At 72.1% G+C, this 14115-nt stretch carries 11 protein-coding genes; 6 read left to right on the top strand and 5 right to left on the bottom strand.

The features are described from left to right. The first annotated feature begins 49 nt into the window (after positions 1 to 49). The 3 genes from DEJ01_RS00190 (at position 50) to DEJ01_RS00180 (ending at position 5849) form a co-directional block, all read left to right on the top strand. Entirely contained in the window at positions 50 to 1501 is a 1452-nt protein-coding gene (locus tag DEJ01_RS00190; RefSeq protein WP_258371332.1) for a PLP-dependent aminotransferase family protein, read from the top strand. 87 nt (positions 1502 to 1588) lie between these two features. Beyond that, positions 1589 to 2263, top strand: coding sequence for a DUF6518 family protein (locus DEJ01_RS00185; RefSeq protein WP_111091871.1), 675 nt, complete (start codon positions 1589 to 1591; stop codon positions 2261 to 2263). Between the two features lie 109 nt (positions 2264 to 2372). Then, the gene (locus tag DEJ01_RS00180; protein ID WP_111091870.1) at positions 2373 to 5849 is read left to right on the top strand and encodes an efflux RND transporter permease subunit; all 3477 of its coding nucleotides are present in this window, start codon (positions 2373 to 2375) and stop codon (positions 5847 to 5849) included. Here the strand turns inward: DEJ01_RS00180 and DEJ01_RS00175 are convergent. Both DEJ01_RS00175 and DEJ01_RS00170 read right to left on the bottom strand, forming a co-directional pair. Continuing rightward, on the bottom strand, positions 5846 to 6142 hold the full coding sequence (locus DEJ01_RS00175; RefSeq protein ID WP_111024960.1) for a hypothetical protein: 297 nt from the start codon (positions 6140 to 6142) through the stop codon (positions 5846 to 5848). The two genes, DEJ01_RS00180 and DEJ01_RS00175, sit on opposite strands and share 4 nt — an antisense overlap. Before the next feature lie 110 nt (positions 6143 to 6252). After that, on the bottom strand, positions 6253 to 7269 hold the full coding sequence (locus tag DEJ01_RS00170; RefSeq protein WP_111091869.1) for an alpha/beta hydrolase: 1017 nt from the start codon (positions 7267 to 7269) through the stop codon (positions 6253 to 6255). A gap of 106 nt (positions 7270 to 7375) precedes the next feature. On the opposite strand from DEJ01_RS00170, the gene DEJ01_RS00165 reads away from it, so the two are divergent. Then, positions 7376 to 8230: a polyphosphate kinase 2 family protein gene (locus DEJ01_RS00165; RefSeq protein WP_181438309.1), complete on the top strand. Its 855-nt coding sequence runs from the start codon at positions 7376 to 7378 to the stop codon at positions 8228 to 8230. Between the two features lie 9 nt (positions 8231 to 8239). Here the strand turns inward: DEJ01_RS00165 and DEJ01_RS00160 are convergent, their stop codons facing one another. Further along, on the bottom strand, positions 8240 to 9400 hold the full coding sequence (locus DEJ01_RS00160; protein ID WP_111091868.1) for a mannosyltransferase family protein: 1161 nt from the start codon (positions 9398 to 9400) through the stop codon (positions 8240 to 8242). Between the two features lie 74 nt (positions 9401 to 9474). Between DEJ01_RS00160 and DEJ01_RS00155 the strand changes: the two genes are divergently transcribed. Together DEJ01_RS00155 and DEJ01_RS00150 are read left to right on the top strand one after the other, a co-directional pair. Continuing rightward, positions 9475 to 10218, top strand: coding sequence for a polyprenol monophosphomannose synthase (locus DEJ01_RS00155; protein ID WP_111091867.1), 744 nt, complete (start codon positions 9475 to 9477; stop codon positions 10216 to 10218). 274 nt (positions 10219 to 10492) lie between these two features. Continuing rightward, positions 10493 to 12652, top strand: coding sequence for a DEAD/DEAH box helicase (locus DEJ01_RS00150; RefSeq protein ID WP_111091866.1), 2160 nt, complete (start codon positions 10493 to 10495; stop codon positions 12650 to 12652). 145 nt (positions 12653 to 12797) lie between these two features. Here DEJ01_RS00150 and DEJ01_RS00145 read toward each other — a convergent pair whose 3' ends face one another. Together DEJ01_RS00145 and DEJ01_RS00140 are read right to left on the bottom strand one after the other, a co-directional pair. Continuing rightward, complete coding sequence (locus DEJ01_RS00145; protein WP_111091865.1) at positions 12798 to 13307, bottom strand: DinB family protein; 510 nt, start codon at positions 13305 to 13307, stop codon at positions 12798 to 12800. 36 nt (positions 13308 to 13343) lie between these two features. Next, complete coding sequence (locus DEJ01_RS00140) at positions 13344 to 13922, bottom strand: MarR family winged helix-turn-helix transcriptional regulator (RefSeq protein WP_111091864.1); 579 nt, start codon at positions 13920 to 13922, stop codon at positions 13344 to 13346. Positions 13923 to 14115 lie beyond the last annotated feature (193 nt).

Genomic DNA, 14115 nt, shown 5'->3' with positions numbered 1-14115 from the left:
CCGACAGATTGGCCTGCTGGTCGAGAGCCAATCGCGCTACCGTGGACCCGTGCCCCCTGTCCTGATCAGTGCCCGCGCCGCCGCCCACCTGCTGACCGACTGGCGCGCCGGGACCGACGCCCCGGCCTACGAGGCGCTCGCCGATGCCCTCCGGGTCCTCGTCATCGACGGACGGGTCGCCCAGGGCGTCCGGCTGCCGGCCGAGCGCGGACTGGCCGCAGCCCTCGGCGTCTCGCGCACCACCGTCGCGAACGCCTACGCCCGCCTGCGCTCCGACGGGTTCCTGGTGTCCGTCCGTGGCTCCGGCAGCGTGGTCCACCTGCCCCGTGACCTGGTCGGCCGGCCCGACCCCGAACGCCTGGGCGGGGTCGTCGAGGGGGACCTGCTCGACCTGCGCAAGGCGGCCCTGCACGCGGCCCCCGGCATCGACGAGGCGGTCGAGCGGGCGGTCCGGCACGTGCCCGCGGCGCTCGCCGGGATCGGCTACGACACCGTCGGCGACCCCGGCCTGCGCGCCGCGATCGCCGCGCGCTACACCGAGCGCGGACTGCCGACCGAACCCGCCCAGGTCATCGTCACCCTCGGCGCGCAGCACGCGATCGCCCTGCTCGCGCGCGTGCTCGTCCGCCGTGGCGACGCCGTGCTCGTCGAGTCCCCGACCTACCCGCACGCGCACGAGGCCTTCCGCGAGGCCGGCGGCCGCCTGGTCGGCGTCCCCGTCGACGCGCGGACGGGGTGGGACGCCGCCGCGCTCGAGACGACGCTGCGTCGCACCGCGCCCTCCGTCGCGTACGTCATGCCCGAGCTCCACAACCCGACCGGTGCGACCATGTCCGCGTCGACCCGCCGGCTCCTGCTGTCGGTCGCGTCCTCGGTCGGCACGATCGTGATCGCCGACGAGACGATGGGGGAGCTCCGGATCGACGGGGAGCCGTCGCCGCCGTTGGCGGCGGCGGACCCGTCGGGGTCGTCGGTCGTGATGATCGGTTCCGCCGCCAAGGTCTTCTGGGGCGGCCTGCGGATCGGCTGGATCCGTGCCGACCCGGCGTTGCTGCAGCGGCTGCTGCTCGCCCGCCCCACGGGCGACCTCGGCACCCCCGTGCTCGACCAGCTGGTCGTGCGCGAGCTGGTCCCGCGCACGGCGGCCTTCCTGGAGGCGCGGCGTGCGTCCCTGCGCGAAGGTCGCGACGCGGTCGTGGGGGCGCTCCGGGCGCGGCTCCCGGAGTGGGACGTCCCGGCGCCGGCGGGCGGGTTGACGACGTGGGTGGGGCTCGGCCGACCGGTGTCGAGCGCGCTCGTGCTCGCCGCGCGGGCCGAGGGAGTGGTGCTCGCCTCGGGCGGGGTGTTCGGGCCGGACGGTGGGTTCGAGCGGTTCCTGCGGGTGCCGTTCACGATGGCCCCGGCCGATCGGGGGCGGTTGGTGGACGTGCTGTCGCGGTCGTGGGAACGGGTGGGTGGCGAGACGAGCGGCGTGCGGGGGTCGTTGGCGGCGGTGGTCTGAGCCGTCATCCTCTGGGGTGAGGTCGGGTCGGGGGTTCTCGCTCCTCGGGGTGATGCGGCGTCGGCGGGGTCCGGCGAGGCTGGTGCCATGAACGCGACCCTGTCCGCCGGAACCCGCTCCGCTGTGCCGACGCCCGTCGAGCCGCCCGCGGCGGTCCCCGCCGTGGTGCGGGTCACCATCGCGCTGAGCGGGGCGTTCCTGGCGGGCGTCCTGACCTCGTTCGGGCAGGCCGTGCCCGCTCTCGCTTCCGTGTCGAACTCGGCCGGGCCGTGGTTCCTCGTCGCCGCGCTGCTGTGCCTGGTGGCCGGAGCACGAGGGGGCCGGGTCGCCCTGCCGCTGGCGATGGTGCTCGGCGTCGTGCTCCTCGAGCTCATGCACGTCGGGTACTGGGCCACGACGGTCCTGCGCGGGTTCCCCGACGTGCTGTCGATCACGAACCCCTGGGTGCTGCTCGGGGTGCCGGCCGGGCTGCTGGGCGGAGCGGTCGCCGTGGCGGTGCGGTCCCGCGACGCCCGGTGGCGCGCGGGGGCGTTCGGGGTGACGGCCGCGGTGCTCGTCGGTGAGGGGATCCGCGGGCTGCTGCAGGTCGCCGCGACGACGGGGCACGTCACCTGGGCCGTCGAGATCGTCGTCGGCGTGCTCCTCCTCGGCATCGGGGTCCTCGGCACCCGCTCACCCGTCGGGCGCGTGGTGGCGCTCGGCACTGGGGTGGTCGGCACGGTGGCGGTGCTCGGGGCGTACCTGTTGCTCGGCGGGTTCTGATCCTGCAGTCCTGATCCGACGGCAGGTCCTCGCCGCTCCGTCCTGATCCGACGGCGGGTTCTGGCTGCCAGCCGAACGTTCGTCGGTCGGTCCTGCGAGGATCGATGACGTGCACCTCCTCTCGGTCTTCAGCCTGCGCAACCGGGCCCTCATCGCGCTCGTCACGATCGTGGTCGCGGTCTTCGGCGGCATCGCGCTCTCGAGCCTCAAGCAGGAGCTGATCCCCAGCGTCGAGTTCCCGCAGGTCGCGATCGTCAGCGCCTACCCCGGAGCCACGCCAGAGGTCGTGTCGAACGACGTCTCGACCAAGATCGAACAGGCGATCCAGGTCGTCCCGGACCTCGAGTCGACCAGTGCGACCTCGTCGACCGGGCAGAGCGTGGTGTCGGCGTCGTTCCAGTACGGATCGAACCTGGCCAGCGCCGAGGACAAGATCCAGACCGCGGTGAACGCGCTGTCGCTGCCCGACTCGGTGCAGACGCAGATCGTCACCGGGTCCTTCGACGACCTGCCGGTGCTGCAGGTCGCCGTCTCGGCGTCCGGCAACCAGGAACAGCTCGTCGACCGGCTGCAGGCCTCGGCGATCCCCGACCTCGAGAAGCTCGACGGCGTGCGGCAGGCGGACGTCTTCGGCAACCCGGGTCGTCGCGTCGTCATCACGCCGGACCAGGACGAGCTCGCCGCCCGCGGCCTCAGCCAGACGGCGATCTCGGACGCGCTCGACGACAACGGCACCCTGATCCCCGGCGGCACGATCACCGAGGACGGCTCGACCCTGTCGGTGCAGACGGGCGAGCGGATCGCTTCGCTCAAGGACATCCGCGCCCTGCCACTCAGGAGCTCGTCGAGCTCGTCGAGTTCGGACGGATCCGGGTCGGGTGCCGCCGGTGCCGACGGGACGGCCTCGTCCGGTGACGGCACGGCTGCGGGTGCGACCGGCACGGGGGCGACCGGCGCCGGTGCGACCGGGACCGGCACGGGCGCGACCGGCACGGGCGCGACCGGTGCCGCGCCCACGGGAGACGCCGCGACGGGCGGGTCGACGACCGCGGCCACGCCGACGGACACCACCCTGGGCGACGTCGCGAAGGTCGCCATCACCGAGTCGCCGCGCACCTCCATCAGCCGCGTGGACGGGCAGCAGGCGCTGACGATCTCGATCACGAAGACGCAGGAAGCCAACACCGTCGACGTCTCGAACACCGTCCGTGACGCCCTGCCCGGCATCGAGGACAAGATCGAGGGCGACCCCCGCTTCACCGTCGTCTTCGACCAGGCGCCCTACATCCAGCAGTCCATCGACTCCCTGGCCGAAGAGGGCCTGCTCGGGCTCGCCTTCGCGGTGCTCGTCATCCTGGTGTTCCTGCTGTCGTGGCGCTCCACGCTCGTCACCGCGATCTCGATCCCGACGTCGGTGCTCCTCGCGGCGATCGGCATGCGCGCCGCCGGGTACACGCTCAACATCATCACGCTGGCGGCCCTCACGATCGCGATCGGCCGCGTGGTCGACGACTCCATCGTCGTCATCGAGAACATCAAGCGGCACATGCTCCCCGGCGTCGACCGCGGCCAGGCCGTGCGGGACGCCGTTCGCGAGGTCGCCGGAGCGGTCACCGCCTCGACCCTGACCACCGTCGCGGTGTTCCTGCCGGTCGCCTTCGTCGCAGAACTCGTGGGGGAGCTGTTCCGACCGTTCGCCGTGACGGTCACCCTGGCGCTCGTCGCGTCGCTGTTCGTCTCGCTCACCATCGTGCCGGTGCTGGCGTACTGGTGGCTGCGCCCGCCGAAGGCGAAGCCGGGCGACGCGACGGCGGCAGCGGAAGCGCCCACGGACGCGGAAGCGACACCGTCGGCGATCGATGCCGAGCGCGGGCACGAAGGCGACCGCTCGGAGGGTGCGCTCGCCTCCGCCGCGGACCTGCACGACGCCGGCCGGGTCGACCGCCTGCGACGCGTCTACCTGCCGGTGCTCCGGTGGGTCGTCCGCAAGCCGGTCGTCGTCATCCTGCTCGCCGTGATCGTGCTCGGCGGAACGGTCGCCACGCTGCCGTTCGTCACCACGAACTACCTGGGCGACTCGGGGCAGAACACGTTCACGGTCACGCAGGACCTGAAGGCCGGTTCGAGTCTCGCCGTCCAGTCCGAGTCCGCACGCAAGGTCGAGCGGGCACTGCAGGACGTCGACGGCGTCGAGACCGTGCAGACCACCATCGGCACGAGCGGCCAGTCGATCCAGGCGGCGTTCGGCGGGGGCGGCAGCGCCTCGGTGCAGTACGCCGTCACGACCGACGCCGAGGCCGACCAGCCCACGATCCAGGCCGACGCGCGGAAGTCGATCGGGACGATCAAGGACGTCGGCGAGGTCACCATCGCGTCCTCCGGCGGCGGGTTCGGTGGCAGCAGCGACATCGAGGTCGACGTGACCGCGCCGACCCAGTCGCAGCTCGAGACGGCGTCGCGCCAGGTGCTGAAGACCATGCAGTCGGTCCCGGACACCACGGGCGCCACGAGCAACCTGTCCGCGGCAGAACCGTTCCTCGCCGTCCGGGTCGACCGCCAGGAGGCAGCGTCACTCGGCCTCACCGAGACCCAGGTGGGTGGCCTCGTCGCCGCCGCGGTCTCGCCGCGGGACACCGGCAGCATCGAGATCGACGACGCGACGCTCGACGTCTACATCGCCGACCCGGAGCCGCCGACCACCATCGCCGCGCTCCGTGCACTCGACGTGCCGACGAGCACCGGCACGGTCCCGCTGTCCGACGTCGCCACGGTCGAGGAGTCCGAGGGCCCCACCACGGTCACCACGACGAACGCGGCCCGCACCGCCACGATCACCGTAACGCCGGACGCCACGAACCTCGGTGCGGCCGTGCAGTCCGTCACGACCGCCGTCGACAAGCTCGACCTGCCGAAGGGTGCGACCGCCTCGATCGGTGGCGTCGCCGCCAGCCAGTCGTCGGCGTTCTCGCAGCTCGGGCTCGCGGTGCTGGTCGCTGTGCTGATCGTCTACGTGATCATGGTCGCGACGTTCCGGAGCCTGCTCCAGCCGCTGCTGCTGCTGGTGTCGGTGCCGTTCGCGGCGACGGGCGCGATCCTGCTGCAGATCGCGTCGGGCGTCCCGATCGGTGTCGCGTCGCTGATCGGTCTGCTCATGCTCGTCGGCATCGTCGTGACGAACGCGATCGTGCTCATCGACCTCGTCAACCAGTACCGACGGCGCGGGTTGCGGGTGCGCGAGGCGTTGATCGAGGGCGCCACACGACGCCTCCGTCCGATCCTGATGACGGCGATGGCGACGATCTTCGCGCTGCTGCCGATGGCGATCGGGCTGACCGGCAAGTCCGGCTTCATCTCGCAGCCGCTGGCACTGGTCGTGATCGGTGGCCTGGTGTCCTCGACGCTGCTGACGCTCGTGGTGCTGCCGGCGCTGTACTTCGTGGTCGAGCGGGCTCGCGAGCGCAACGACGACCGGATCGCCGCGGGCAAGACCCGGAAGCAGGCGCGCGCTGAGCGACGCCAGGAACGCGTGGAACTCCGGCAGGAACGACAGCGGCGACGAGCGGCGCGTTCCGGCAGCGCTGGCTAGCGGCGGTACTCGGCGTCGATCGCCGCGAGGGGCGAGACGACGACGCGCTCGGTCCGCTCCTCGCGCTCGACGGCCCGGAACCAGGACACCAGCACGAGGGTCAGCGTCACGAGGAACACCACGGCGGCGACCTGCGACACGACGGCCAGCTGTCCGGTGACCGAGGCGTACCCGCCGAACGACACCGCGGCGACGAACGACAGCCCGAGCAGCAGCTCCCCGAACGTCTGCAGCGCAGGGCGGTCCCAGCGGGTCGCAGCGGCGCGGGCAGGGCGGGTCGAGGTGTCGGTCACCCCCGAAGTCTGCGGCCAGGGGGTCGGCAGCGGCAGTCCCGACTCCGGGTGGCACCCACCCGGGGCACGCGGTCGGCCTCCGGCAGCCGGCAGCTGGTCGGCGCCCGCAGTCAGCCCAGCTGCGTCCGCAGGAACGTGACCACGCGGCGGCTCATCGCCTCGTCGAGCTGGGCGATCGAGTGGGCCGTGCCCTCGACCGCCACGAACGTCACCGGGACGTCGTGGGACCGGAGCGTCGCGGCGAACTCCTGCGACTCCCACATCGGGATGAACTCGTCGGTGGAGTGCCCGATGAAGAACGGCGCGGTGTCCGAAGTGACGTGGAACTCGGGCGACGCCCGCGTGGCCGCCGGACACCTGGCGTACGACCGGCACCCGAGGTAGAGCAGCTGCTTGCGCTGGAAGGCCGCGGACACCCCGTCGGGCTCGGTGGACCGGGTGGTCAGGTTCGTCGGCCCGCTCAGGTCCACCACGGCACGGATCCGGTCACCGTCGGCGTACGCGGCGGAGTCGTGGTCGGTGACGGCGAGCATCGCGGCGAGATTGCCGCCGGCGCTCCCGCCGAACACGCCCACACGCTGGGAGTCGACGTCGTAGGTCTCGAGCGTCGCGGGACGGAACACGTAGTCGAGCGCACGGCGGACGTCGTCGAGCCCGGCCGGGAACGGATCCGTCGGGGCCAGGCGGTAGTCGACGTTGAACGTCACGAAGCCCTCGGACGCCAGGTACTTGCACACGGACCGGTACGCGGCCGTCGCCTTGTCGCCGTGCGACCAGCTGCCGCCGTGGATCATCAGGACCGCCGGGCGTCCGGTGGTGGCCTCGACCGCTTCGGCATCGGGGTCGGCGGTGGCCGAGGCGGACGGCGTCGCAGTGGGCGTCGCCGTCGTCGCGGGGTCGCTGTCGGCGGGCAGGCACACGTCGAGGCGCTGCAGCGGGTCGGTGCCGTAGGGCACGTCGGCCACCACGTCGATGCCGTGGTAGCGCAGCGACAGCGGGTAGATGACGCTGTCCGCGGTCACGGTGGCGTTCTCGTCGCCGACCGGGTCCGTGCTGCAGGACGCCATCGCGCCGAGCGCCACGACCGCGGCGACGAGCGCGAGCACTGAGCGGCGGCCGGACTTCATCACGTCCACGCTAGCCGCCCCGGCGACCGCCCACGTCACCCGAGCGGAGGACGGCAGTGCGAGGATGAGCACGGCAGCCGCCGACCGGAGCACCGCAGGAGGACCCGTGAGCAATCGCAAGGCCTGGAACGCCGATCCCGAACCACTGCTCCGCGTCGAACCCGGGTTCCGCCTCGACCAGGTGGACCCGGACGGCACCCCGGGCTTCCCCGGCCGAAAGATCGACGGCCTCGAGGCCCTCGCCGCCGGCGCCTCCCGTCTCGCCGCCCTGCAGGAGCGCCTGTACGCGGCATCGACGGCCGGCGACGATCGCCGGGTGCTGCTCGTACTGCAGGCGATGGACACCGCGGGCAAGGGCGGCATCGTCTCGCACGTCGTCGGTGCGGTCGACCCGAACGGCGTGCACTACGCCGGCTTCAAGGCCCCGACGGCCGAGGAGCGCGAGCACGACTTCCTCTGGCGCATCGAGAAGCAGCTGCCGGCAGCCGGGCAGCTCGGCGTGTTCGACCGCTCGCACTACGAGGACGTGCTCGCCCAGCGCGTCCGCGGGCTCGCCGCACCGGACGAGATCGAACGCCGCTACGGCGCGATCACCGCGTTCGAGGACGGCCTCGCCGCCTCCGGCACGACCATCGTCAAGGTGATGCTGCACATCTCGAAGGACGAGCAGCGCGAGCGTCTCGGCGACCGGCTCGACCGCCCCGACAAGCACTGGAAGTTCAACCCGGGCGACATCGACGACCGCCTGCTCTGGGACCGCTACCAGCAGGCGTACCAGATCGCCCTCGACCGCACGTCGACCCCGCAGGCGCCCTGGTACGTCGTGCCCGCGAACCGCAAGTGGTACGCCCGCCTCGCCGTGCAGCAGCTCCTGCTCCGGGCGCTGGAGGACATGCACCTGTCCTGGCCCAAGGCGGACTTCGACGTCGCCGAGCAGCGTCGGCGGCTCGCGGAGTCCTGAGCCACCGGCTCAGGGATTGTGGGTGAGGAACAGCACCCAAACCGCCGCGGGCTGCGCGAGCACGCAGCCACCGAGCACGACCCCCCGTCGCAGCGCGCTGCGGTGCAGGATCGGCGCACCGAGCAACGGGGCCGCCGGCAGCAGCAGCCGCGGCAGGCTCTGTTGGGGCAGGAACGTCGCGAAGAGGTAGAGCAGGTACGACGTCGAGCCGAGCAGCGGCACCGAGCCGATCCGGCGGGTCGAGCGTGACGACAGCCACCACCCGGTGGCGCCGACCGCGACGAGCACAGCGACCACGCCGAGCGCGCCCGCGACCCGGTCGGCCTGCAGGAACCACGGTGTCAGCGGCACGAAGTGCTGCACGTCGAGGTGGAGCCGCCACCACGCGAGTTCGGTCTGCAAGTAGGCGTCGGGAACCCCGGTGACGAGCGCCGCGACGACCGGCCACGCCAGGCCGGCCGCTGCCGTGACGAGGCCGGTGACGACGATCGCGACACGCTCCCGCACGGGCACCGGGTCGTGCTGCACGAGCCGGAGCACGGCGTGCAGCGCGAGCGCCAACGGGATCGCGAGCGCCCCGGGCCGGGTGAACGCGAGAGCCGTGACGATCGGCAGGACCGTCCAGTAGTGCCGCCGCTGCATCGCGATGAGTGCGGCGAACGCGAGCAGCAGGCCGAGCGACTCGGCGTAGGCGAGCTGCAGGACGAACGACATCGGCCCGAAGGCGAAGAACACGCCCGACCACAGCGCGGTGGTCCGTCCGACATGTGGACGGACCAGGACCATGAGTGCGACGGACGCCGCGCCGCCGAACGCCGTCGCGAGCAGCACCGCGACCACCGCGGGGTCGGCGCCGGTCGTGCTGGCCGCCCGCACGACCGCCGGGAACACGGGCAAGAACGCCCAGGCGTTCTGCTGGACGGCGCCGGTGTCGTCGACGGGCAGCGCGCTCGGGTAGCCCTGCCGCGCGATCTCGAGGAAGTACTGGCCGTCCCAGGCGGCCGAGCGTTCGAAGAACCCCTTCCAGCCGAGCGGGTCGCCGAACCCGACCGGGTCGCTGAACGCGAACCCCACCGTGAGCGTGACGGTCGTCACGACCCGCGCGAGTGCGTAGAGCGCGAGGGTGATGAGGCAATCGGGCAGGGTGCGGGTCGCCGTGCTGTCTCGCATGCTGGCCTCCGTGGTGTCGTTGCGTATATGTTGTTCTGATATCCAATTCGAACCACACAGCAACGGGGTAATCCTTGAAACTTCGCAGTGGCGGTGGAGGGGTGCTCGTCGTCATCCCCACGTACGACGAGCGCGAGAACATCGAGTCGGTCGTCGCCCGCGTCCTCGCGGCACGCCCCGAGGTCACCGTCCTGGTCGTCGACGACGGCAGCCCGGACGGCACCGGCGCGATCGCGGACGACCTCGCCCGGGACGACGAGCGTGTGCACGTCCTGCACCGCACCGAGAAGGCCGGTCTCGGTGCCGCCTACCTGGCCGGGTTCGCCTGGGGGCTCGAGCGCCACCACGACGTCCTGGTCGAGATGGACGCCGACGGTTCGCACCGGCCCGAAGAACTCGGCAGGTTGCTCGAGCGCTCGGCGGCGGGTGCCGACCTGGTCATCGGCTCGCGCTGGGTGCGCGGTGGCTCGGTCGTGAACTGGCCGTGGCACCGGATCGCCCTGTCGCGCGGCGGCTCGCTCTACAGTCGGCTCGTGCTCGGTGTCCGGGTCCGCGACCTCACCGGGGGCTACCGCGCGATCCGCGCGGACCTCCTCCGTTCGCTCATCGCAGAGGGCATCGCCTCGGCCGGCTACTGCTTCCAGGTCGACCTCGCCCGACGCGCGCTCCGGGCGGGTGCCGTCGTCGCCGAGGTCCCCATCACCTTCGTGGAGCGCGAGCGGGGCGAGTCGAAGATGAGCGGGGGGATCGTGGTCGAAGCACTCGTGCGCGTCACCGGGTGGGGGCTGCAACGGCTGTTCCGGCTGGGCTCGCCGTGACGCGTCGCGTCCGGTGCGGCCAGGAGGCGCGGATCACCCCGCTCGACCGGCCTGCGTTCGCCTCGGGGCTGGCGTCACGGCACCGGCTCGCGTAGACTCGATCGGTCGGCCTTCGACGTCGTGACATTGTGATCACGGAAATTCTGCTGGGTGTGTGTTGCTCGAGGGCTGGAATCACGTCGACTCGCGACGGGATGAACCCCCTCTCCGCAAGCAGCCCCCGCCGATGTCGCTGTCGGGCGCTGCGGTACGTTGCGCACCCGAGAAAGCAGCCATGGCCCCGTACAACAAGGGCGGCGCGGACAACCGCGCCTCCGACCGCGTCCGCCACCCGAACGGCACCCCCGCCGCCCGCAGCAGCAAGCACCGCGGGTTCCGCGCCGCCGACTCGTCGCAGCCGCGCCAGAAGCAGCGCTGGGACGCCGAGGAGCGTCGCGGTCGCGCGTCGCAGGGCGAGCGTCCGGCCCGTCCGAACTGGGAGCCGCGTGACAGTGGCGGCCAGCGTCGACCCGACCGCGACGACCGTGGTGGTCGCGGCTTCAACCGTGACGACCGCGCCCCGCGTCGCTTCGATCGTGACGACCGTGCGCCCCGTCGTGACAATGACGACCGTCCGCGTCGTTCGTTCGACCGCGACGAGCGCGCTCCGCGTTCGTTCAACCGTGACGACCGTGCGCCGCGCAGCTTCAACCGCGATGACCGTGCGCCCCGTCGTGACAACGATGACCGTCCGCGTCGCTTCGACCGCGACGACCGCGCCCCGCGCAGCTTCAACCGTGATGACCGTGCCCCGCGTCGTGACAACGACGACCGTCCGCGTCGTTCATTCGACCGCGACGACCGTGCACCGCGTCGTGACAACGATGACCGACCGCGTCGTTCGTTCGACCGTGACGACCGCGCGCCGCGCAGCTTCAACCGCGATGACCGTGCGCCCCGTCGGGACAACGACGACCGTCCCCGTCGCAGCTTCGACCGTGATGACCGCGCTCCGCGCAAGTTCGACCGTGATGACCGTGCTCCTCGTTCGTTCAACCGTGACGACCGTGCGCCCCGTCGTGACAACGACGACCGTCCCCGTCGCAGCTTCGACCGTGACGACCGCGCCCCGCGCAAGTTCGACCGCGACGACCGCAGCGACCGCACCCCGCGCCGCTCGTTCGACGAGCCCGAGCGCGGCAAGTTCGTGCCCGCAGACGACGTCAAGCTCGAGAAGCTCCAGGCCGAGGCCACCATCGCGGCCGACGTCGAGGGCGTGACCTTCGGCGACCTGGGCATCGGCGGCAACATCTCACGCGCCCTCCAGGAGCTCGGCGCCTCGAGCCCGTTCCCGATCCAGGCGGCGACGATCCCCGACGTGCTCGCCGGCAAGGACGTCCTCGGCCGTGGCCGCACCGGCTCCGGCAAGACCATCGCCTTCGGTGCGCCGCTGGTCGAGAAGCTCATGGAGCACGGCGGCGGCACCAAGCGCAAGATGGGCCGCGCCCCGCGTGCGCTCATCCTCGCGCCGACCCGTGAGCTCGCCCTGCAGATCGACCGCACGGTGCAGCCGATCGCCCGCTCGGTCGGCCTGTTCACGACGCAGATCTACGGCGGCGTCCCCTACGGCCGCCAGGAGGGCGCACTCGAGCGCGGCGTCGACATCATCGTCGGCACCCCCGGTCGTGTGCAGGACCTCATGAACAAGGGGAAGCTCGACCTCAGCGAGGTCATCATCTCCGTGCTCGACGAGGCCGACCACATGTGCGACCTCGGGTTCCTCGAGCCGGTGCAGGAGATCCTCTCCGCCACGGCCGAGGTCACCCCGCAGGGCAACCGCGCGCAGAAGCTGCTGTTCAGCGCGACGCTCGACACCCAGGTCGCGGCGCTCGTCGAGCAGTTCCTGCACGAGCCGAGCGTGCACGAGGTCGCGGGTGAGGACCAGGCGTCCTCGACCATCGACCACCGTGTCCTCGTGGTCGAGCAGCGCGAGAAGGACCGTCTCCTCGAGGAGCTGGTCGCCGGCGACGGCAAGACCATCGTCTTCGCCCGGACCCGTGCCTACGCCGAGCGTCTGGCCGACCAGTTCGAGGACGCCGGCATCCGCGCGACCTCGCTCCACGGTGACCTGAACCAGTCGCGCCGCACGCGTAACCTGCAGCTGCTCACGAGCGGCCGCGTGAACGTGCTCGTCGCCACCGACGTCGCCGCCCGCGGCATCCACGTCGACGACGTCTCGCTCGTCGTGCAGGCCGACGCCCCGGACGACTACAAGGCGTACATGCACCGCTCCGGCCGCACGGGTCGTGCCGGCAAGGAGGGCACGGTCGTGACGATCGTCCCGCGTGGCCGCATCCGCAAGATCGAGGGCATCCTCGAGCGCGCCGAGATCGAGGCGGACCTGGTGCAGGCCGCACCCGGTGACGGCATCGTGTCGGAGCTCGCCGCGCGCTAAACGCGACTAGACGACGGACGGGAGGCCCGGTACCAGCTGGTACCGGGCCTCCCGTCCGTCGTCGAGTGAGCAGAAGACGTCGGGTCGCCGCGGCAGACTCGTCGTCTTCTGCTCACCGGACGCGCGACCGCGCGGCCGCGCGCGCTCAGCGGTTGAAGAACAGCAGCCCGCGCACGAAACCGGCCTGTCCTGCGTGCTGCGTGCAGTCGTCCAGGATGCTCACGAGCCGCGCGCCGGCCGTGACGGGCGGGTCCCACGCGTCGTCGATGACGGGGTCGAGGTCGTCCGGGCCGAGCGTGCCGAGGTACGCGACGGTGCGCTCGTGCACCGCGCGCAGGTACCCGGTGAGCAGCTCGGCGGAGGCCCGCACCCGACCGACGTCGTCGCGGGACATGCCGTAGCCGAGCGCCTCGGCCGGGAACGGCAGCCCGAACCGGTCGTACCAGCCGTCCGCCGTCCAGACCTGCTCGGAGCCGGCGAGCTCGGCGATCTGCACGTCCTGGCCGCGGGCGATGTGCCACGCGAGCCACGCCAGCGTGTTCGCCCCGGCTGCCGGTCGTGCCGCGAGCTGGTCTTCGGAGAGCCCGTCGACGGCCCGCTCGATCGTCTCGGGGACGCGGGAGAACGCTTCGGTGAGGAGTTCAGAGGGGGTCATGGCGCTCACGCTACGCGCGGGCCGTGACACCGGCTGTCACACGGCGGCGCTGCGGTGGTGGTGCTCCAGGGCGGCGCCGAGGCCCTCGAACGCGGCGGCGACCACGGCGCGGTCGGACGGTGCGACGACCTGCCGGAACGCATCGGAGTACACGGCGCCGACCTCGCGGGCGACCGCCGTGCCCGACGGCGTGAGGTGCAGCAGCACGCTCCGGCGGTCCTCGGGGTTCGGGCGACGCTCCAGGTGTCCGTGCTTCTCGAGCCGGTCGATCAGCGACGTCATCGCGCCGGTGGTGAGCTCGAGGTACTCGCCGGCCTGCTTCGGGGTGACGCCGTGGCCGCCGGCGGCGCTGAGGAAGAACACGAACCGGGTGTCCGTGGCGTTCAGTGCGCGGACCGTGCTCTCGTGGTGCAGGACGCGCGCGTGCTGCATCTGGAGCACGCGGAAGGCGGTGAGCAGTCGCGGCAGGTCGGCGTCGGGGTCCGTGTCGGCGGTGACGGGGTCGAGCGCAGTGACGTCGGGCGACATCGGTGCCGGCGGTGTGGTGGGGGCGACGCGTGCCGCGGGGACGGCGGGTGCGTGCGGGGGGAGGACGACCGGGTCGGTGTCCGTCATGGGAGCTCTTCTCGGGTACAGGGTGGGAACTTCAGTCAACAAGTAACTCACTCGTCAAGATACCCCCATCAGTGGGGACATCTCAGGTCTTGTGAGCTGCTCGAGGGCCAAGTAGCTTGATCGTCGTACCACCTCGGCACGTAGCGCGACCAACCACCGCGGGCCCGTCCGAACCACCGATCAGATCTCTTCC

It is taken from the genome of Curtobacterium sp. MCLR17_040 (genome assembly GCF_003234735.1).
In the GTDB taxonomy this organism is placed as follows: domain Bacteria; phylum Actinomycetota; class Actinomycetes; order Actinomycetales; family Microbacteriaceae; genus Curtobacterium; species Curtobacterium flaccumfaciens.
This window is presented reverse-complemented; position numbering and strand designations above follow the sequence as displayed.

Coding starts and splice junctions, on each gene's coding strand:
- DEJ01_RS00150 (WP_111091866.1), top strand. CDS start 10,493: ATGGCCCCGTACAACAAGGGCGGCGCGGACAACCGCGCCTCCGACCGC.
- DEJ01_RS00145 (WP_111091865.1), bottom strand. CDS start 13,307: ATGACCCCCTCTGAACTCCTCACCGAAGCGTTCTCCCGCGTCCCCGAG.
- DEJ01_RS00140 (WP_111091864.1), bottom strand. CDS start 13,922: ATGACGGACACCGACCCGGTCGTCCTCCCCCCGCACGCACCCGCCGTC.
- DEJ01_RS00170 (WP_111091869.1), bottom strand. CDS start 7,269: ATGAAGTCCGGCCGCCGCTCAGTGCTCGCGCTCGTCGCCGCGGTCGTG.
- DEJ01_RS00185 (WP_111091871.1), top strand. CDS start 1,589: ATGAACGCGACCCTGTCCGCCGGAACCCGCTCCGCTGTGCCGACGCCC.
- DEJ01_RS00160 (WP_111091868.1), bottom strand. CDS start 9,400: ATGCGAGACAGCACGGCGACCCGCACCCTGCCCGATTGCCTCATCACC.